We start from the raw sequence: 20,759 nt of genomic DNA on the forward strand, positions 1-20,759 counted from the left end.
AGGCTGTTTCTATACAAACAAAATTACACTTTAGCAGCCGCAGCCACTTCAGCAGCGTAATCTACTTCTTTTTTCTCGATGCCGTCTCCCACTTTGAAACGGACGAAGTTCACGATCTCAGTACCCTGTTGTTTCAGGAACTGCTCAACAGTCTGATCAGGGTTCATCACGAAGGGTTGACCCAGCAGCGTTACTTCGGCCAAGAATTTCTTCACGCGGCCTTCCACCATTTTGGCGGCGATTTCGGCGGGCTTGCCAGAAGCAATAGCCTGCTCGGTATAGATGTGGCGCTCTTTAGCCACCACTTCGGGATCAACCTGCTCGGCAGAGATGCATTGCGGCTTAGAAGCCACGATGTGCATGCCAACGTAGCGGGCAGTAGTCTCATCGCCTTTGTATTCCACCAGTACGCCTTCAGTGGCGGCAGCACCGTGGATGTAGGTGGTGAGGCTGTTGGCAGCTTCGATGATTTCAAAGCGGCGTACAGAAATGTTTTCGCCCAATTTGGCAATCACAGCTTTGCGCTCACCTTCCACCAACTCGGCCAGAGCTTCAACCGTGGCCGGTTTTTTCTCAGCAGCAGTTTTGGCTATGGATTGAGCAAAGGCGATGAAGCCGGTGTCTTTGGCCACGAAGTCGGTTTCGCAGTTCACTTCCACCAAAGCGCCAACTTTGCCTTCAATAGCATAAGCCAACACGCCTTCGGCAGCGGTACGGCCGGCCAGCTTGCTGGCTTTGGCGCCGGATTTAATACGCAGGATTTCTTCAGCTTTGGCCATGTCGCCATCGGCTTCCACCAGGGCTTTTTTGCATTCCATCATGCCCAAGCCAGTGGCGGCACGCAGATCAGCAACCATTTTTGCGGTAATTGCAGACATTATTTACTCCTGTTTTATTGAGAAACGCGGCCGGATGCCGCGCTTGGATAAATTGAAGGCTACCTGAAAGGCTGGATTTGGCGTCCGCTTGTTGAAACGGTGTCTTCAGGTAGCCTCACGCTGTATCGGCTTAGGCAGATTCGGCTTCGTCGGCAGCAGCCTGCCGTGCGGCGGCTACGGTTTCGGCCAAGGCCTGGTTTTTGCCTTCCAATACAGCATCGGCGATACCGCGGCAGTACAGGCGGATGGCTTTGGCGGAGTCGTCGTTACCGGGGATAACGTGTTTCACACCTTCTGGATCGTTATTGGTATCCACCACGCCGATTACCGGAATGCCCAGTTTGCCGGCTTCGGTCAGCGTACCTTTTTGGTAGCCGGTGTCAATCACGAAAATGGCGTCGGGCAGGCCTTTCATGTTTTTGATGCCGCCTAGTGAGCGTTCCAGCTTTTCCACTTCGCGTTGAATGGTGAGCAGTTCTTTTTTGTTGTATCCGCTGGCTTCAGCATTTTCCAAAATGGCTGCTTTTTCTTCCAAGCGTTTGATAGACTGCTTAACGGTTTTGTAGTTGGTCAGCATACCGCCCAACCAGCGGTGATCCACATAGGGCATACCGGCACGGGTGGCTTCTTCACGCACGATGTCACGGGCTTGGCGCTTGGTGCCGACAAACAGGATGGTGCCTTTGTTGGCAGCCAAACGGCGAACGGCGTCTTGCGCTTCCTGGAACAGGGGCAGGGTTTTTTCCAAGTTTACGATATGGATTTTGTTGCGGGCGCCGAAAATGTATTGTTCCATTTTCGGGTTCCAGTAACGGGTCTGATGACCGAAGTGAACACCTGCTTCCAACATCTGGCGCATAGTAATTTGAGACATTTATTTTCCTTACAAAGGGTTATAGCAAACATCAATGCACACAGAATCTCAAAACTTCAAAACTGAGACACCCTTTGGTGCAAGATGCGAGCGTTAAGTTAAGATAAAAAAGAAACAGCTTTCAAAACGAAAGCTGCGGGATTATAGGAGAAAAGTGTTATTTTGGCAAGATTTCCCTACCCTGTTTTTCTTCCTGCTTGAGGCGTTTGTTGCGCAAACGGATAGTAAGTCACCCCAAATGCAAACAGCGTGTGCAAGATTATCTACACCACCAAATAAATCAGCATTCGTGCCAACGATGGCTGAGCGAGGGCAAACACCAGGATAACAAAAAATATAGCCGATAAAAACAATGCGCCACATGGTGTCTTTCTGATAGGACTACCTGAAAAATCAAGGCTACCTGAAAACAGGATTGATATTTTCAGGTAGCCTCATGCCTACTGCTACGGTAGCTGATATTCCTGCCCGTCTGCAGTAAGAAGTTTGGGCTGGCAGTTATCGTTAATCACCGTTTCGTCAATCACTACTGTTTTCACCTGTTCTTTGATATCTGGCAGGCGGAACATGGTTTCCAACAGAGCGTGCTCCACAATCGAACGCAGGCCGCGCGCGCCAGTTTTGCGCCGCATAGCAAGTTTGGCGATACTGCACAGAGCAGACGGCTGCACCTTCAGCTCCACCCCTTCCATTTCAAACAGCGTTTGATATTGTTTCACCAAAGCATTTTTCGGCTCGGTCAGGATATTGATGAGTGCTTCCTCATCCAATTCGGCCAGCGTGGCAATCACCGGCAAACGACCGATCAGCTCGGGAATCAGGCCGAATTTAATCAAATCTTCCGGCTCGACAATTTCAAACAGCTCAGTAACATCGGCATCTTCGTCTTTGCTGTGCACCGAAGCGCCAAAGCCGATACCGCCCTTTTCCGTACGCTGGCGGATAACCTTTTCCAAGCCGGCAAACGCGCCGCCGCAAATGAACAGGATATTGGTGGTATCCACCTGAATAAAATCCTGATTCGGGTGTTTGCGCCCACCCTGCGGCGGCACGGACGCCACCGTGCCTTCAATCAGTTTCAACAAAGCCTGTTGCACACCCTCGCCGGATACATCGCGGGTAATCGATGGATTGTCGCTCTTGCGCGATATTTTGTCGATTTCGTCAATATAGACAATACCTTTCTGCGCCTTCTCTACATTAAAATCGCAATTACCCAAGAGCTTGGTAATAATCTGCTCCACGTCCTCGCCCACATAACCGGCTTCGGTAAGCGTGGTGGCATCGGCCATGACAAACGGCACGTCCAAACGCCGTGCCAAGCTTTGCGCCAGCAAAGTTTTACCTGAGCCGGTGGGGCCGATGAGCAAAATGTTGGATTTGGCCAACTCTACAGTATCGCCCTCTTTCGGATGCCGCAGGCGTTTATAGTGGTTGTACACCGCTACCGCCAGCACCTTTTTGGCCTGTTCCTGGCCGATAACGTGCTGGTTCAAATTGCTGACAATTTCAGCCGGCGTGGGCAACCTGTCTTCGCCGGTGTGCGTTTCGCCATCCGCTGTACCCTCGCTGTGGATCATGTGGCTGCAGGTGTCGATACACTCGTTGCAAATCAATGCATTATCGCCTTCAATCAGGTTTTTTATTTCGTTTTCCGATTTGCCGCAGAAAGAACAGTATCGGGTTTCGTTGCTCATTTTGGTGTGATTCCGCAATGTAATATGTTGTGCCGTAAGAAGATGGCGAAATGTGAAAGTATATAGGGGAATCCTGCGCACATCAACGCAGACACTGCCGCCATCAGTGCTATATCCCAATTATTATCTTCATAGCAAAACCTGCCCTTTACAAAGATTCTTTTACACTATCTAGGGTTTACAAACTTGTATTTTTTATCCACAATAAGCAAGTTTTTATTTTTACCGTTAAAACAGATATTTGCCTGCTGCAACAGTAAACCGCCTGATGGCATTGGAACACAACAGACTGATAGGTAACAAAATTGTTTGCAATTAAAAAGACTTGGCTGATTTTGGCCACCGGATTAAGCCTGGCCTTGGCCAGCCTGCCCGCCGCCGCGCAAGACGACATCGATGTGCTTGGCCAGTTCCTTGAACAAAACCTGCCCGTGCAAGACGACCCGCTTGGCACTTTCCTCAGCAGCCGTCCGGCTGAACGGGTGGAAGCCCAGGCTGCCGTGGCCGGGCCGATGCTCACTTCGCAATCCGCACTGATTATGAATGGCCGCAGCGGCGAGATCCTGTATCAAAAAGGTATCGACCAAGTTCGTCCCATTGCCTCCATTTCCAAACTGATGGCTGCCATGGTGGTGCTGGATGCCCGCCAAAATATGAATGAAACCCTGGAAATCACCGAAGCCGAAATCGACCGCCTCAAAGGCACCGGCAGCCGTCTTTCCGTGGGTACCACCCTCACCCGTCGCGAAATGCTGCATTTAGGCCTGATGAGCAGCGAAAACCGTGCCATCCACGCCCTTGCCCGCAACTATCCTGGCGGCCTGCCTGCTTTCATGAGCGCCATGAACCGCAAAGCGCAGAGCCTCGGCATGCAGCAGACCCGCTTCTACGATCCCACTGGCCTCGATTTCCGCAATGTATCTACCGCGCGTGATTTGAGCCTGATGGTGCGTGCCGCCCACGAATACCCGCTTATCCGCCAATTTTCCACTTCCAATTCCGGCTCTGCCCAAACCAGCAACGGCCGCGTACAGCAATACCGCAACTCCAACGCCTTGGTGCGCGAAGGTACTTGGAATATCTCTTTGCAGAAAACCGGCTACATCCGCGAAAGCGGCCGCTCCATGGTGCTGTATGCCAACGTGCAGCGCCAGCCGCTGATTATCGTACTGCTCAATTCCCCCTCGCCCACCACTCGCGTAAACGATGCACGCGCGATTCAAAACTGGGTGAACAGCCGCGAAATTTAAGCCTAATCAGCTTTTTGCATACGCAATATAAAGGCTACTTGAAAATAGATACTTTCTTTTTCAGGTAGCCTGTGGTGTATGATGGAGTTCAGGCAGCCTGATTTGAGGCTGCCTGAAAACGTACGCTTTAACGAAATTAAAATAGTTTATTATTTTTCAGCCAGCTATGCTTTTTCAGGCAGCCCGATGAACGCGCGGTAGGCGGCAGAAAATCCATCAGCATGGCTCAAAAACGGGATGTGCGCGGCCTTATCAATCAGCAGCAGGCGGCTGTTGGGCAGTTGGCGGTGCAGGTATTCGCCCATGCGCGGCGGAGTGATGCCGTCTTTGCCGCCAAACACGAGCAACACGGGGCACTGCACCTGCGGCAGCAACACGCGGGCATCGGTGCGCACCACGGCATCCAGCGCGGCTTGCAGGCTGGGCGGCACGCCGTGGCGGATAATCTCCGGCAGCACTTCGTCGGCCAGGTGGGCGCGTTCAGGGATGTGCAGAAATTGCAGCTGCAAAAACTGGCGCATATATTTGGCAAAATCTTGGGCAAACAGCGGTATCATCTTGCCCAGCGCGGGTTTGGCCAAACCTTCGGGATAATCCGGCGCGGCGGTGAGGCGGGCAAAGCTGGCGGTCAGGCACAGGCTGCGCACCTTTTCGGGATGACGAGCAGCCATATGCAGCGCCACCAGCCCGCCGAGCGACCAGCCGAGCAGGTGTGTAGGCTCGTTTAACTGTGCCGCCAGCGAGTCGGCCACCGCGGCCACATCGAACGTGCCGTCAAATCCAGCCGTACCGTGGCCGGGCAAATCGGGCGCGGCAACGCGGCATTCGGGCAGACCGACAGCTAGCAGGTCGAAAATATGGTGGTTGGCCGCCCAACCGTGCAACAGCATAATATTTACGGAATCAGACATATGGCACTTTCAACTTGGTTAGTTGGGCAGTGGCAGCGTTTTAGCTCCGCAGAAACTCGCTTCGCTCGTTTTAAGGCAGCCTCCAGCCGGGGCAAACGCTGCGTATTATGCCATGAATTATCCGGCAGCCAGGCATTGTGCGGCGGCTGCACGGCGGATTTGCACTGCCTGCGGCTGGATGCGCGCCGCCGCTGCCCGTTGTGCGCCGGTGTTTCCGCTTCCGGCCTGCCGTGCGGCCGCTGCCAACGCAAACCGCCGCCGCAAACCTTGCTGCACGCTGCCTTAGCCTACCGGCCGCCGCTGAGCAACCTGCTGTATGCCTATAAATTCCTCGGCCGCAACGATTTATATGCCGCCTTAGCCGAGCTGATGCTGGCCAAGCCGCCCGCGTGGCCGGCTGAACCTGATTTGGTAATGGCCATGCCTTTGAGCGTGCGGCGGCTGCATAAACGTGGTTTCAACCAGAGTTTGTTGCTGGCCGAATCGGTAGCTAAACACTTGAATCTTCCGCTATTACCGCCGTTTGTGGCAACCCGCTCTCACCGCCCCGCGCAAAGCACTCTGCCCCGTCAATTACGCACCAAAAACGTGCGTGGCATTTTTCAGGTAGCCCCGGCGGCGGATGTAAAGAACCGTCATGTGCTGTTAATCGACGATGTTGTTACCAGCGGTGCAACAATCGGCGAACTTGCCCGAACTTTGCAGCGGGCGGGGGCTGCAGCGGTTTATGGCTGGGTGCTCGCCCGTGCCGAATGAAAAGATAATTGACGTAGTTACCCCGCTGCGGCATCATGCCGCGCATCTTCCCAACGGCTGGTTTGTTGCAAATCAGCCTTATTTGTTTGAATTTCGCTGCATATCGCTTCATGTTCAGCATTGTTTTATACCAACCCGAAATCCCGCCCAACACCGGCAACATCATCCGCCTGTGTGCCAACAGCGGCGCCGATTTGCACTTGGTGAAACCGCTGGGTTTTCCCTTGGATTCGGCCAAAATGAAGCGTGCCGGGCTCGATTATCACGAATTTGCCCGCATCAGCTTGCACGAAACCTTTGAAGGCTGCCTTGCCGCCTTGGAGGGTCAACGCATTTTCGCACTCACCACCAAAGGCTGCACCCGGCCCGACCAAGCCGAATTCCAGCCAGGCGATGTTTTCCTGTTCGGCCCCGAAACCCGCGGTTTGCCGGCGGCAATCCTCGAAAGGCTACTTGAAAACCAAAAATTGCGCCTGCCCATGCTGCCCGGTAGCCGTAGCATGAACCTTTCCAATACAGTGGCTGTGATGCTGTATGAAGCATGGCGGCAAAACGGCTACCAAGGCGGCGTCTAACCGCCAACAACCCCATCCACTCAAGAAACGGAGTCTGTTTTGGCTAAATTGAAAAATGCCTTCTTTATCGGCATCACTGCCGCTATCGGTCTGTGTACCGCCCTGATTAACACCGCCGCTGCCGAACCCAAAGCCGCAACGGCCAAGCCCGCCGCCCGGCAGCAATACCACAGCCGCGGTAGCATTCATTTAAACGCCGTCGCCAAACCCGAACGGCTTCACCAATCCGCCAACCGCAGCTACCAAGTACGCGGTGTGCGCTACACCCCGATGACTAATGTGCGCCAGTTCACTCAAACCGGCCGCGCATCTTGGTATGGTCGCCAATTCCACGGCCGCCTCACCGCTTCCGGCGAGCGCTACGACATGAACCTCATGACCGCCGCCCACAAAACCCTGCCCATCCCCAGCTATGCCCGCGTAACCAACCTTTCCAACGGCAAAAGCGTGGTGGTGCGCATTAACGACCGCGGCCCCTTCCACAGCAGCCGCGTCATCGACGTATCCCAATCCGCCGCCCGCCAGCTTGGCTTCATCAATGCCGGCACCGCCAACGTGCGCATCGAACAAATTCTGCCCAGCCAGGCACGCGCCGAGGCCGAAACCCAACAGCCCGCTGCCAAACCAGCCGGCAATATTTATGTGGATTTGCGCTGCTTCAACCAGCGCAAAGCCGCCCACGACTACGTAGTGCAAACCACCACCCGCCTGCGCCACGCCAACAATACCAGCCAACAGGTATTCATGGTGCCGCAGCGCAACGGCGGCTTCCTCGTCCGCATGGGCCCGTTCACCCACCAAGACAAGGCCGAACAAACCAAGGCTGTGGTTACTACCGAACTGTAAAAACGCCAACTATCGGCAAACAGGCTACCTGAAAACGCAGCGCAGCGAAGTTTCTGCGAAGCTAAACTTTCAGGTAGCCTGTTTCTTATCCGCCACTACTCAAAATAACCTAATCAAGAACAATTCTTGTCTTGTCAAACCATCCAGCTTATGATTAAATGTTATGGTATAACATTTGAAAGGCTGTTTATGAAACCAAATATCCACCCCGAAAACTACCGCACCGTCCTGTTCTTTGACAGCAGTGCCAACGAAGGCTGGCTCATCCGCTCCTGTGCCCCCACCAACAACACCATGCAATGGAAAGACGGCAAAGAATATCCCGTATTTATGCTCGACACCTCTGCCGCCTCCCACCCCGTTTATACCGGCCAGCAACGCGAGCACAGCAAACAAGGTCGCGCCAGCGCATTCAACCAACGCTACGGCAGCATGATGTCTGCCCTAAAAAAGGATAACTAAAATGCAAGTCCTCTCCTCTCTCAAAGCCGCCAAAACCCGCCATCGCGACTGCCAAGTGGTACGCCGTCGGGGCAAAGTGTACGTGATTTGCAAAAGCAATCCCCGCTTTAAGGCTCGGCAGCGTTAAGCTGGATTTCAACTAAACAATAGGCTACCTGAAAACCATTTCCGCGAAGCCAATACCTCTTTCGACAACGCCCATTTTCCGATTCCGATTCAACACGCATAGACCGTTGCCGAATCTAAGGTTTCTTGCAAACCCGGCGTTGGCTTCGCGGAAATGGTTTTCAGGTAGCCTTTCTGTTCCCACTGTAAAACTCAATCATGCCATGGCATCAAACCAGCCCCTATCCCGTCAATAAATTCAACCCCTTCCCGCAAAGCCCTCGTTTATTCCACCGCAAACGCGTATAATGCGCCACTTTTACTAAGTCATTCCTACGGGATAGACATGAGCGAGCAAACACCGTCAGAAAGCAGCGGCATCGGCAAAGCCATCAAGCGCTACCTGATTACCGGCCTCCTAGTCTGGCTACCCATCACCATCACCCTGTGGGTGGTAACCTACATCGTTTCCACCACCGACCACCTCTTCAACCTGCTGCCCACCCAATGGCAGCCGGAGAGCTACCTCGGCTTCAACATCCCCGGCCTCGGCTTCATCCTGGCCATCGTTGTGCTGTTCGTAACCGGCGTGCTCGGCGCCAACGTGCTCGGACGCAAAGTGATTGAAGGCTGGGATTCGCTCTTGGGGCGTATCCCTGTGGTGAAATCCATCTATTCCAGCGTGAAAAAAGTGTCCGAGAGCCTGCTCTCCGACAACAGCCGCTCGTTCAAAACCCCCGTGCTCGTGCCATTCCCACAGCCCGATATTTGGACGATTGCTTTTGTGTCCGGCAGCCTTTCCGAATCATTGCAGCAAGGGCTACCTGAAAACGAAGAATACCTCTCCGTATACGTGCCCACCACGCCCAACCCCACCAGCGGCTACTATATCTTCGTACGCAAACAAGATATCCGCCCCTTAGCCATGAGCGTGGATGAAGCGTTGAAATACGTGATTTCGCTGGGTATGGTGGCGCCAGATGAGCACAAAAACGGCAAATTAGCTGCTCCAACCAAGTTGCCAGAGCCTACCGAATGATTTTTCAGATAGCCCCTCCAATTCCAAAGGCTACCTGAACCCCCCGCAAACCTTTACAATTAACCCTTATCGTTTAACAAAACACTTTTCAGGAAACACCGAAATGCGTACCAACTACTGCGGCCTAATCAGCGAGCAATACTTAGACCAAACCGTAACCGTCAAAGGCTGGGTGCACCGCCGGCGCGACCACGGCGGCGTAATCTTTATCGACCTGCGCGACCGCGAAGGCATCGTCCAAGTCGTCATCGACCCCGATACGCCCGAAGCGTTCAAATTGGCCGATTCCGCCCGCAACGAATATGTTTTGAGTATTACCGGCCGCGTGCGCAACCGCCCCGAAGGCACCACCAACGACAAAATGGTGTCCGGCAAAATCGAGATTTTGGCCAAAGAAATCGAAATCCTGAACCCCGCCGCCACGCCGCCGTTCATGATTGACGACGAAAACATCAGCGAAACCGTGCGCCTGCAAAACCGCGTCATCGACCTGCGCCGCCCCGTGATGCAGCGCAACCTGCGCCTGCGTTATCAGGTAGCCATGGGCGTGCGCCGTTATTTGGACGCACAAGGCTTCATCGACATCGAAACGCCGATGCTGACCCGCTCCACCCCCGAAGGCGCGCGCGACTACCTCGTGCCCAGCCGCGTGCATCCGGGCGAATTTTTCGCCCTGCCACAATCGCCGCAGTTGTTCAAACAACTGCTGATGGTGGCCGGTTTCGACCGCTACTACCAAATCACCAAATGCTTCCGCGACGAAGATTTGCGTGCCGACCGCCAGCCAGAATTCACCCAAATCGACTTGGAAACCTCGTTTTTGAACGAGGACGAAATCATGGACATCACCGAAGGCATGGCCAAACAGGTGTTCAAAGACGCGCTGGGCGTGGAACTGGGCAGCTTCCCGCGTATGCCCTATTCCGAAGCCATGTTCTACTACGGCTCCGACAAGCCTGATGTGCGCATCAGCCTGAAATTCACCGAGCTGACCAATTTGATGAAAACGGAAGAGTTCAAAGTGTTCCGTGGCGCTGCCGACATGAAAGGCGGCCGCGTAGTGGCCCTGCGCGTGCCGAACGGTGCGAAACTCAGCCGCAAGGAGATCGACGAATACACCCAATTTGTCGGCATCTACGGCGCGAAAGGCTTGGCCTACATCAAAGTGAATGATGTAACCAATTTGAGCAACGGCGAAAACAGCGGTTTGCAGTCGCCCATCGTCAAATTCCTGTCCGAAAGCAGCCTGCAGGAAATCATTAAACGCACCAGTGCGCAAAACGGCGACATCATCTTCTTCGGTGCAGACAAAGCCAAAGTGGTGAACGAAGCCATCGGCGCATTGCGGATTAAAATCGGCAAAGAACACGGCGCGGAAAACGGTTACTTCGTGGACGAATGGAAACCGCTGTGGGTGGTGGATTTCCCCATGTTCGAATACGATGAAGAAAACGACCGCTGGGCCGCCATGCACCATCCGTTCACCTCGCCCAAACCCGGCCACGAAGACCTGATGGAATCCGATCCTGAAAACTGCTTGGCCCGCGCCTACGACATGGTACTCAACGGCTGGGAAATCGGCGGCGGCTCCATCCGTATCCACCGTGCCGACATTCAGGAAAAAGTGTTTGCCGCGCTGAAAATCACGCCTGAAGAGCAGCAAGAAAAATTCGGCTTCCTGTTGGACAACCTGAAATTCGGCGCGCCACCGCACGGCGGTTTGGCATTCGGCCTCGACCGTTTGGTGGCCTTGATGGCTCAAGCCGAATCCATCCGCGATGTGATTGCCTTCCCGAAAACGCAACGTGCACAAGACCTGCTGGTGGACGCCCCCAACCATGTGGACGAACTCCAACTGCGCGAGCTGCACCTGCGCTTGCGCCAGAAGCAGACCGAGCAGAAAGAAGCGTAAACTGCCAAACACACAGCCTGAAAACACCGCAGTTTTCAGGCTGTGTTGTATCCTGAACCATAGTGCTTGCCGCTGCACTTTCGGGATAGCCAAAGCAATGATGGCTGCATACCAAGCAAACCAGCACCACAGGAAAAATTAATACTTTGGTTATGGTGCTCGCTTAGAGTACAATAACCACAGCAAACTACTGTTATATAAAATATTAAACCATCCCTCTTATGAAATGCCCCTTCTGCCACCATAACAACACCCAAGTCATCGACTCCCGGCTGATGGAAGAACAAAACAGCATCCGCCGCCGCCGCCGCTGCGCCGCCTGCGACCGCCGCTTCAGCACCTACGAAACCGTAGAGCTGCGGATGCCGCAGATTATCAAAAACAACGGCGAGCGCGTTATGTTCGATCCGCTCAAACTGCAAACCAGCCTGCAACGCGCCCTGCACAAACGCCCTATTTCCGCCGAAGCCATCGAACACACCGTGCACGAAATCGAAGAGTGCCTGTATAAAACCGGCAGCAAAGAAGTGCCCTCCCGCCTGATTGGCGAATTGGTGATGGAGCGGCTTGCCAAGCTCGACCAAGTGGCCTATGTACGCTTCGCCTCCGTGTATAAAAGCTTTAAAGACGTGGCCGAATTCACCCGCACCGTAGCCGGGCTGGAACGCACCGACCCTTCCTAGGCCGCGCAAAATCCTGCAAACCCGCTGCGCCATGCAGCCCGTTTTGCTATACTGCGCTCCGTTTACGTTTACTGACTCCAAGGAAAACCCATGAACCGCTCCCGCACATCCCTCCTCCTGCTTGCCCTTTCAGGTAGCCTCTTGTTAGCCGGCTGCAACCAGCAGGCAGAAACCTCCGTGGTTGCCCCCAGCGCCAGCGAAGTAGCCGCTGCCTCCGCAACTGCTGCCGCATCTGCCGCCGCACAAAACCCCAGCCAAACCCTGGCTACCGAAGATGGCATCATCAGCCTCACCGTAAACGGCCACTTTGAAGACAAATTGGCTGAAGTCGCCCAATATGTCGACGGCGCTGACAGCAATAAAATCAGCTTGCTGCAATACGATGCCGACCAAGACATCGCCATCACCATCAGCAACTTCGGTGCCCCCAAACAGCCAGCCGAAGCCTACTTCACCAAACTGAGCGAAAGCCTGAAGGCCGACCAAAGCCTGAAAGACACCGCCGTGGACACCCCGGCCGACCAGCGCATGGGTTACCGCTTCAGCCACGGCCAAGACGATAATGCGCTCAACGAAAGCTGCGTGGCCGTGTATGCCAAAAACCTCTACACCGTCTGCGCCACCAGCAGCACCGCCACACTTCCCGAGCTGGATGCTTTGCTGAAAAACCTCACGGTAAAACAATAAGCCATACCAAATTCGCCAAGCTGCTCAAGTTTGGCGAATTTTGCTTACCCGGCACGGCAAGTTTTCAGGTAGCCCTTTCAAACACGATGGCTACCTGAAAATTCATCTCCGACGAATTTAAAACGAGCTCATGCAGCTTGCTACGCAGCCAACACCCAGTCTGCCATTTTCAGCATGGCATAGTTGATAATACCTGCTCAGCCTATGTGCTTGAGGCTACCTGAAAGCCTCAACCGATTTTCAGGTAGCCTCTGCATCCCACAAACTGCGCTATACCGCGCTATACTGCCCCATCAGCTCCTCATTCCTCCACCATGCTTACCGACACCCACTGCCACTTCGCCGACTCCGCGCTTGCCTGCCGGCTACCTGAAATCACTACTGCAGCCCATGCCGCAGGAGTGCAGCGTTTTATTGTGCCGTCGGTTACCGAAGCGAATTTCGATGCCGTCTGTCGGCTGCATGCCCCACCCAAATATTATGGCGCGCTTGGCCTGCACCCGTGGTTTGCCGAAAGCTTCCAGCCTGGTTTAATTAGCCGCATCGCCGAGCGCTTGCAAGCGCAGCCAGGGCTGCTGGTGGGCGAAATCGGGCTGGATTACTACGGTGATCGCAAACATACCCGCATCGAGCAAACCACCGCCCTGCTCGCCCAGCTCGACTTAGCACAGCAATTTGGCCGCCCTGTGCTGCTGCACCATGTGCGCGCCGCAGCCGATGTGGTTACTGCACTCAAGCACAGTGGTTTCCGCAGCGGCGGCATTGCCCATGCGTTTTCAGGTAGCCTCGAAGAAGCCCGTGCCTTCATCCGTTGCGGCCTGTTTATCGGCATCGGCACACTGGTGCTCAACCCGAATGCCCGCAAAGTGCGTACTGCTGCCGCGGAGCTGCCGCTGGAACACTTGGTGTTGGAAACAGACAGCCCGTTTATGCCGATAGCCGGTGCAGGAGAAAACACGCCCGCCAATGTGTGGCAGGTGGCAGAAGCTGTAGCAGCCTTGCGCGTCATCAGCACCCAAGAGGTAGCTGCAGCCACCGAGCAAAATGTGAACCGCCTGCTGTCTTTCTCTTAATTCAGATGACCGAAATCTCAAGCATCCAAACTTAGAAAATTGATTTGAATAATTGGCCAGAAACCATAAAGCTTGTCCATTTATTACTTTCTGCCAGTTTCGGTGGATAAGACCTCCTGTTTCACACATTCAATCTGTTGATTTAGATACATTCAAAATCAAATCAATCAGGTACATTTTCATTTTTTACCACCATCAGCCAGGCCACAGCGCTTTTCAAATTTTTCAAAAAATCAAGACAATTCATTCATTTAAATCATCCTATCGAAAACAGGGCAAATAGAGTAGAATTCCATACGCGATGGTGGTTTTTCAGAATTATTTTCTACTATCTGTATTGTATTGCGGCAACCACTAAAAGGCTATTTTGCCAAACCAAATCTATATCTCGTTTTTAATCAAACAATTAGGAGTACTTTATGAGTGATTTGAATACCCTGTTTCAACAAATCAAACAGCGTGATCCCGAACAGGCCACCTTCCACCAAGCCGTAGAAGAAGTTTTCGGCAGCCTTGCTCCTTTCCTCTCTAAAAACCCTCAATACACCAAATACAACCTGCTCGCCCGTATCGTGGAGCCAGAGCGCGTGATTATGTTCCGCGTTTCCTGGGTAGACGATAAAGGCCAAGTGCAGGTAAACCGCGGCTACCGCGTGCAAATGAACTCCGCCATTGGCCCCTATAAAGGTGGCTTGCGCTTCCACCCCACCGTAAACCTTGGTGTACTCAAATTCCTGGCCTTCGAACAAGTGTTTAAAAACGGCCTAACTACCCTGCCCATGGGCGGCGGTAAAGGCGGCTCTGATTTCGACCCCAAGGGCAAAAGTGAGGGTGAAGTGATGCGCTTTTGCCAAGCCTTCATGACTGAGCTTGCCCGCCACATCGGCGCCGATCTAGATATACCCGCCGGCGACATCGGCGTGGGCGCACGCGAAATCGGCTACCTCTACGGCCAATACAAACGTGTGCGCAACGAATTCACCTCCACGCTCACCGGCAAAGGCCTCAGCTACGGTGGCAGCTTAATCCGTCCCGAAGCCACCGGCTACGGCACCGTGTATTTCACTGAAAACATGCTGAACACCCGCAAAGACAATATCAAGGGCAAACGCGTGGTAATCTCCGGATCTGGCAATGTGGCTCAATTCGCTGCCCAGAAAGCTCTGCAACTAGGCGCCAAAGTACTCACCGTATCTGATTCCGGCGGCTTCGTTAAGTTTGCCGACAACGGCATGACTGAGGCCCAATGGCAGGCCTTGAGCGAGCTGAAAAACGTGCGCCGCGAACGCCTTTCCGTGTACGCCAAAGAGCAAGGTTTGGAATACCACGAAGGCAAACGCCCGTGGCACGTGCCCTGCGACGTGGCCCTGCCCTGCGCCACCCAGAACGAGCTCAACGGCAAAGAAGCCCAAGCCCTGCTGAAAAACGGCTGTATCTGCGTAGCCGAAGGCGCCAATATGCCTTCCACTTTGGATGCAGTTAAAGCCTTCACCGATGCGAAAATCCTCTACTCCCCAGGCAAAGCTAGCAACGCCGGCGGTGTGGCCACTTCCGGCCTAGAAATGAGCCAGAACGCCATCCGACTCTCTTGGAGCAGCGAGGAAGTGGACAAACGCCTGTTTGAGATCATGAGCAACATCCACGAAAACTGTGTGTCTAACGGAACAGAAAACGGCTACACTAACTACGTGAACGGCGCCAACATCGCCGGCTTCAAGAAAGTGGCCGATGCCATGCTGGCTCAAGGCGTGGTGTAAAATAATCTGTGGTAAGTGCCGCCAGCAAACAACACTGTTTCCTATTATTGGAAACAACGTTGTTTTATTGACTGTATTAAAGATACCCCAAAAGAGACTACCTGAAATTTATACCGTGCTTATCAAGAAGCAAAATTTTTCAGGTAGTCTTCCCACTCCGTTGCATCTTCCACTCAAGCAATCATTCTACTGACTTCAATAGAAATTATTTTTGCTTGGTATAAGTGATTGGTTTAGAAATCCATACACCAGTCCATACACCGCCTTGCCACAAAGCCTTACATTTTGCCACCTTTTTTTGCCATCGAAATACATTATATTGTGCGAGTTTAACTTACCAAACACATTATCTTGTGCTGCCTACTCAAAATCAGGATGGGAAAATGAACGATACCGTTAATCTCAAAGTCACCAAGCGCGACGGCCGTTTGGAGCCGATCAACCTCGATAAAATCCACCGCGTCGTTACTTGGGCGGCGCAAGGCCTCGACAACGTATCCGTGTCGCAAGTCGAGCTTAAATCCCATATCCAGTTTTACAACGGCATCCGTACCGACGATATCCACGAAACCATCATCAAAGCCGCTGCCGACCTGATTTCCGAAGACACACCCGACTACCAATACCTGGCCGCCCGCCTCGCTATTTTCCACCTGCGCAAAATCGCCTACGGCCAATACGAGCCGCCGCACCTGTTCGACCACGTCAGCAAGCTGACCGCCGAAGGCAAATACGACCACCACATCCTCGAAGACTACAGCCGCGAAGAGTTTGACGAAATCGACGGCTACATCGACCACACCCGCGATATGACCTTCTCCTATGCCGCCGTTAAGCAGCTGGAAGGCAAATACCTGGTGCAAAACCGCGTTACCCGCCAAATCTACGAAACCCCGCAGTTCCTATACATCTTGGTGGCCATGTGCCTGTTTGCCAAATATCCAAAAGCCACCCGCTTGGATTACGTCAAACGCTTCTACGACGCGGTTTCCCTGTTCAAGATTTCGCTGCCCACCCCCATCATGAGCGGCGTGCGCACCCCCACGCGCCAATTCTCCAGCTGCGTGCTGATTGAATGCGACGACAGCCTGGATTCCATCAATGCCACCACCAGCGCGATTGTGAAATACGTTTCCCAACGCGCCGGCATCGGCATCAATGCCGGCCGCATTCGCGGCTTGGGCAGCGAAATCCGTGGCGGCGAAGCCCAGCACACCGGCTGCATTCCGTTTTTCAAAATGTTCCAAGCCGCCGTTAAATCCTGCTCCCAAGGCGGCGTGCGCGGCGGTGCGGCCACCCTGTTCTATCCGCTGTGGCACATCGAAGTGGAAAGCCTGTTGGTGTTGAAAAACAACCGCGGCGTGGAAGACAACCGCGTGCGCCAGCTCGACTACGGCGTACAAATCAACCGCCTGCTCTACACCCGCCTGATTAAAGGCGGCAACATCACCCTGTTCTCACCCAACGAAGTGCCCGGCCTGTACGACGCCTTCTTCGCAGACCAAGACGAATTCGAGCGCCTGTATGTGCAATACGAGCAAGACCCGGCCATCCGCAAACGCGTGGTACCCGCCACCGAGCTGTTCTCCACCCTGATGCAGGAACGCGCCGGCACCGGCCGCATCTACATCCACAACGTAGACCACAGCAATACCCACAGCCCATTCGACCCCGCCGTAGCTCCCGTGCGCCAGTCCAACCTATGCCTGGAAATCGCCCTGCCCACCAAACCGTTAAACGACATCAACGACGAAAACGGCGAAATCGCCCTCTGTACCCTGTCCGCCTTCAACCTCGGCGCATTGGAAAACCTGGACGAGCTGGAAAACCTTTCCGACCTAGCCGTGCGCGCGCTCGATGCCCTGCTCGACTACCAAGACTACCCCATCCCCGCCGCCCGCAAAGCCACCATGAACCGCCGCACCCTGGGCATCGGCGTGATCAACTACGCCTATTATCTGGCCAAACACGGCGTACGCTACAGCAACGATTCCGCCCTCGCCCTCACCCACCGCACCTTCGAAGCCATGCAATACTACCTGCTCAAAGCTTCCGTGCAGCTGGCCAAAGAATACGGCGCCTGCCCCTTGTTCGGCCAAACCATGTACGCCAAAGGCGTGCTGCCCATCGACACCTACAAAAAAGACCTCGACAGCATCTGCAGCGAGCCCCTGCACTACGATTGGGAAGAGCTGCGCGCCGAAATCGTCCAGCACGGCCTGCGCAACTCCACCCTCACCGCACTCATGCCCAGCGAAACCAGCTCGCAAATCGCCAACGCCACCAACGGCATCGAGCCCCCGCGCGGCCTCGTCAGCGTGAAAGCCTCCAAAGACGGCATCCTCAAACAAGTCGTGCCCGAATTCGAGCGCCTGAAAAACCAATACGAAACCCTGTGGCAGATGGGCGGCAACGACGGCTACCTGAAATTGGTCGGCATCATGCAGAAATTCGTCGATCAGGCCATTTCTGCCAACACTAGCTACGACCCCAAACGCTTCGACGGCGGCCGCGTACCCATGAAGCAGATGCTCAAAGACCTGCTCACCGCCTACAAATTCGGCCTGAAAACCCTCTACTACCACCACACCCGCGACGGTGCGGACGATACGCAGAGCGATATTCAGGATGACGGCTGCGCCGGCGGAGCTTGCAAGATTTAGCCTGTGATAGCGAGGCTACCTGAAAAAGGAGTTTATTTTTCAGGTAGCCTATTCCTCCTTGTTGGTTTCAGCCCAACAGGCTACCTGAAAACCCTTTTTCCACATCCACATCATGCTGATTAAATCTGCCGACAATAAAAGCAGCAAGCTGAAACTGCTCGAGGCCATAGATAAACTGCCGCTCAACAAGCAACAGCGCGAACAGTTAACCGATAAATTATGGAAGCTGCGTACTGGTATCAATGGCGAGAAAGATGCTGCCTTTTACATCGACAACTACCTAAAAGACAGCGAATACTATATAGTCATCCATGACTTGCGGATAGAAATCGACGGAGAAGTTGCGCAAATCGATCATCTATTGATCAACCGCGTTTTTGCCATTTTGTTGGAAACCAAAAACTTCAATGGCAACCTCACTATCAACAAATTCGGCGAATTCACGGTTCAATATCCCAGCGGTAAGAAAAAGGGGATCCCATCCCCCATCGAACAAAGCAAACGGCACGAACGAATCCTATTGAAACTGTTCGATCGTATCGGCGTGAAAATGAAAACCGGTCGGCCGTTGGAAGTACACCATGCCGTTCTTGTATCGCCGCAGTCCATTATCCGCCGGCCAGATAGCAAAGATTTTGATACTTCCTGTGTCATCAAAGCCGATGCTATCCGACAATGGCACGAACAATTCGGCGAAAACAGAGTAGGCGTCGGCTTCGTTCTCAACCATATGTTTGACGCCCTGTTAATCAACAACGAAACCATTCACGAATGGGGGCGGCGCATTGCGGCAGAACACAAGCCGGAAGGGCTACTAGAATATCTGCCCAACTCCATCAAGCCCTTATTGACAAACTGCCACACCTGCGGGCAGGCCATCAGCGAAAATGAAGCATTGCTATGTCTGCATAACCATGAACGCTTCAACGGCAAAATATACTGTCGCGAGCACCAGCAGGCAGCCTTACAACAAAAAGCACCCCCTGCCAGCCACAAATCCGAAACCGAAACCGTACATGATGAATACTGCGAACACTCAGGCTGTCATGAAAAACTCAGCCAGGCAGTCATTCAATATTGCCAAAAACACAGCAGCCGTTTTGGCGGCAAGCTGTATTGCCGCGAACATCAGCAGAGCAACACTGCCGACAAAACAAGCAATACCCCGGCCGAGCAGAAAGAAACAGAACAAAACCATTGCGACCACCCTGGCTGCGATAAAAAGCTTACCCCGGCAGTTATCCAATATTGCCAAAAATATTCCAAACGCTTCCACGGTAAACTGTATTGCATGGAACACCAACGTGCCAAAAACCGTGCCTAACCCGCCATATTATTTTCAGATAGCCTGAACCCCTATTCCTTTACCAATCACATTGCAAAAGAGATCCCGCCATGTCCTGTGAACACCTCGTCATGTCCTACAGCACCTTCAGCAAGGAAAAAAACGACGCCCTCAAAGAACCGATGTTTTTCGGCCAGCCCGTAAACGTCGCCCGCTACGACCAGCAGAAATACGAAGTATTTGAAAAACTGATTGAAAAACAGCTTTCCTTCTTCTGGCGGCCGGAAGAGATCGACGTATCGCGCGACCGCATCGACTACGCCAACTTGCCCGACCACGAAAAACACATCTTCATCAGCAACCTCAAATACCAAACCCTGCTCGATTCCATTCAAGGCCGCAGCCCCAACGTTGCCCTGCTGCCCTTGGTATCCATTCCCGAGCTCGAAACCTGGATTGAAACATGGAGCTTCAGTGAAACCATCCATTCGCGCAGCTACACCCACATCATCCGCAACATCGTCAACGATCCCTCCATCGTGTTCGACGACATCGTGCAAAACGAATACATCATCGCCCGCGCCGAAGACATCGCCTGCTACTACGACGACCTCATCGAATACACCCAATATTACAACCTGTTGGGCGAAGGTGAGCACCGCGTAAACGGCAAAACCATTGTGGTAAGCTTGCGCGATTTGAAGAAAAAACTCTACCTCTGCCTGATGTGCGTCAACGTGCTCGAAGCCATCCGCTTCTACGTTTCCTTCGCCTGCTCCTTCGCCTTTGCCGAGCGTGAGCTGATGGAAGGCAATGCCAAAATCATCAAGCTCATCGCCCGCGACGAAGCCCTCCATCTCACCAGCACCCAGCACATGCTCAACCTCATGCGCAGCGGCACCGACGACCCCGAAATGGCCGAAATCGCCGCCGAGCTGGAAAACGACTGCTTCGAGCTCTTCAAAAAAGCCGCTGAACAGGAAAAAGAGTGGGCGGAATACCTCTTCAAAGACGGCAGCATGATCGGCCTGAACAAAGACATCCTGTGCCAATATGTGGAATACATCACCAACCACCGCATGATGGCCGTCGGCCTGAACGCCGCCTTCCCTGCCGCCACGCAAAACCCTATCCCCTGGATCAATGCCTGGCTCTCCTCCGACAACGTTCAGGTAGCCCCGCAAGAAGTGGAAATCTCCTCCTACCTCATCGGCCAAATCGACGCCGAAGTCAGCGCCGACGACTTGGGCGACTTCGAACTGTAAGCCCGCCAGAAACCGAGCCAAAAGGCTACCTGAAAATCGCC

General features: G+C 53.6%; 19 protein-coding genes. 15 read left to right on the top strand and 4 right to left on the bottom strand.

The features are described 5' to 3' along the window. Positions 1 to 23: 23 nt before the first annotated feature. From tsf to clpX, 3 genes are all read right to left on the bottom strand, one after another. Positions 24 to 878, bottom strand: a complete 855-nt coding sequence (gene tsf, locus A7Q03_RS02500; protein ID WP_067447013.1) for a translation elongation factor Ts — start codon at positions 876 to 878, stop codon at positions 24 to 26. 130 nt (positions 879 to 1,008) lie between these two features. Next, positions 1,009 to 1,752: a 30S ribosomal protein S2 gene (rpsB, locus tag A7Q03_RS02505; protein WP_067447015.1), complete on the bottom strand. Its 744-nt coding sequence runs from the start codon at positions 1,750 to 1,752 to the stop codon at positions 1,009 to 1,011. Between the two features lie 446 nt (positions 1,753 to 2,198). After that, on the bottom strand, positions 2,199 to 3,449 hold the full coding sequence (clpX, locus tag A7Q03_RS02510) for an ATP-dependent Clp protease ATP-binding subunit ClpX (protein WP_067447017.1): 1,251 nt from the start codon (positions 3,447 to 3,449) through the stop codon (positions 2,199 to 2,201). A gap of 305 nt (positions 3,450 to 3,754) precedes the next feature. Here clpX and A7Q03_RS02515 point away from each other — a divergent pair, with 305 nt between their 5' ends. Further along, positions 3,755 to 4,699 carry a serine hydrolase gene (locus A7Q03_RS02515; RefSeq protein WP_067447019.1) on the top strand — a complete coding sequence of 315 codons (945 nt, stop codon included), beginning with the start codon at positions 3,755 to 3,757 and terminating at the stop codon, positions 4,697 to 4,699. 164 nt (positions 4,700 to 4,863) lie between these two features. On the opposite strand, the gene bioH is transcribed toward A7Q03_RS02515, so the two are convergent. Continuing rightward, positions 4,864 to 5,610, bottom strand: a complete 747-nt coding sequence (gene bioH, locus A7Q03_RS02520; RefSeq protein ID WP_067447022.1) for a pimeloyl-ACP methyl ester esterase BioH — start codon at positions 5,608 to 5,610, stop codon at positions 4,864 to 4,866. Here bioH and A7Q03_RS02525 point away from each other — a divergent pair, their 5' ends adjacent. The 14 genes from A7Q03_RS02525 (at position 5,611) to nrdB (ending at position 20,718) form a co-directional block, all read left to right on the top strand. Next, positions 5,611 to 6,366 carry a ComF family protein gene (locus tag A7Q03_RS02525; RefSeq protein ID WP_067447024.1) on the top strand — a complete coding sequence of 252 codons (756 nt, stop codon included), beginning with the start codon at positions 5,611 to 5,613 and terminating at the stop codon, positions 6,364 to 6,366. Between the two features lie 110 nt (positions 6,367 to 6,476). Beyond that, positions 6,477 to 6,941 carry a tRNA (uridine(34)/cytosine(34)/5-carboxymethylaminomethyluridine(34)-2'-O)-methyltransferase TrmL gene (gene trmL, locus A7Q03_RS02530; protein WP_067447373.1) on the top strand — a complete coding sequence of 155 codons (465 nt, stop codon included), beginning with the start codon at positions 6,477 to 6,479 and terminating at the stop codon, positions 6,939 to 6,941. Positions 6,942 to 6,980: 39 nt separating this feature from the next. Continuing rightward, entirely contained in the window at positions 6,981 to 7,787 is an 807-nt protein-coding gene (locus A7Q03_RS02535) for a septal ring lytic transglycosylase RlpA family protein (RefSeq protein WP_082880653.1), read from the top strand. Between the two features lie 189 nt (positions 7,788 to 7,976). Then, on the top strand, positions 7,977 to 8,249 hold the full coding sequence (locus A7Q03_RS02540; protein WP_023886569.1) for a type B 50S ribosomal protein L31: 273 nt from the start codon (positions 7,977 to 7,979) through the stop codon (positions 8,247 to 8,249). A gap of 1 nt (position 8,250) precedes the next feature. Next, positions 8,251 to 8,376, top strand: a complete 126-nt coding sequence (ykgO, locus tag A7Q03_RS02545; RefSeq protein ID WP_067447026.1) for a type B 50S ribosomal protein L36 — start codon at positions 8,251 to 8,253, stop codon at positions 8,374 to 8,376. A gap of 324 nt (positions 8,377 to 8,700) precedes the next feature. Then, positions 8,701 to 9,393 carry a DUF502 domain-containing protein gene (locus A7Q03_RS02550; RefSeq protein WP_067447028.1) on the top strand — a complete coding sequence of 231 codons (693 nt, stop codon included), beginning with the start codon at positions 8,701 to 8,703 and terminating at the stop codon, positions 9,391 to 9,393. Positions 9,394 to 9,496: 103 nt separating this feature from the next. Beyond that, complete coding sequence (gene aspS / locus A7Q03_RS02555; protein WP_067447030.1) at positions 9,497 to 11,305, top strand: aspartate--tRNA ligase; 1,809 nt, start codon at positions 9,497 to 9,499, stop codon at positions 11,303 to 11,305. Between the two features lie 221 nt (positions 11,306 to 11,526). Continuing rightward, the gene (gene nrdR, locus A7Q03_RS02560) at positions 11,527 to 11,988 is read left to right on the top strand and encodes a transcriptional regulator NrdR (protein WP_064090028.1); all 462 of its coding nucleotides are present in this window, start codon (positions 11,527 to 11,529) and stop codon (positions 11,986 to 11,988) included. A gap of 90 nt (positions 11,989 to 12,078) precedes the next feature. After that, on the top strand, positions 12,079 to 12,675 hold the full coding sequence (locus A7Q03_RS02565) for a hypothetical protein (RefSeq protein ID WP_067447031.1): 597 nt from the start codon (positions 12,079 to 12,081) through the stop codon (positions 12,673 to 12,675). A gap of 314 nt (positions 12,676 to 12,989) precedes the next feature. Then, on the top strand, positions 12,990 to 13,748 hold the full coding sequence (locus A7Q03_RS02570; protein WP_067447034.1) for a TatD family hydrolase: 759 nt from the start codon (positions 12,990 to 12,992) through the stop codon (positions 13,746 to 13,748). Between the two features lie 419 nt (positions 13,749 to 14,167). Further along, positions 14,168 to 15,505: an NADP-specific glutamate dehydrogenase gene (gdhA, locus tag A7Q03_RS02575; protein ID WP_067447036.1), complete on the top strand. Its 1,338-nt coding sequence runs from the start codon at positions 14,168 to 14,170 to the stop codon at positions 15,503 to 15,505. Positions 15,506 to 15,888: 383 nt separating this feature from the next. Beyond that, positions 15,889 to 18,168, top strand: coding sequence for a class 1a ribonucleoside-diphosphate reductase subunit alpha (gene nrdA / locus A7Q03_RS02580; RefSeq protein ID WP_067447038.1), 2,280 nt, complete (start codon positions 15,889 to 15,891; stop codon positions 18,166 to 18,168). 112 nt (positions 18,169 to 18,280) lie between these two features. Next, positions 18,281 to 19,492 carry a nuclease-related domain-containing protein gene (locus A7Q03_RS02585; protein WP_067447040.1) on the top strand — a complete coding sequence of 404 codons (1,212 nt, stop codon included), beginning with the start codon at positions 18,281 to 18,283 and terminating at the stop codon, positions 19,490 to 19,492. A 92-nt stretch (positions 19,493 to 19,584) separates the two neighbouring features. Further along, positions 19,585 to 20,718, top strand: coding sequence for a class Ia ribonucleoside-diphosphate reductase subunit beta (nrdB, locus tag A7Q03_RS02590; protein ID WP_067447042.1), 1,134 nt, complete (start codon positions 19,585 to 19,587; stop codon positions 20,716 to 20,718). The last annotated feature ends 41 nt before the right edge of the window (positions 20,719 to 20,759 follow it).

The organism is Eikenella sp. NML99-0057 (assembly GCF_001648535.1).
GTDB lineage: Bacteria > Pseudomonadota > Gammaproteobacteria > Burkholderiales > Neisseriaceae > Eikenella > Eikenella exigua.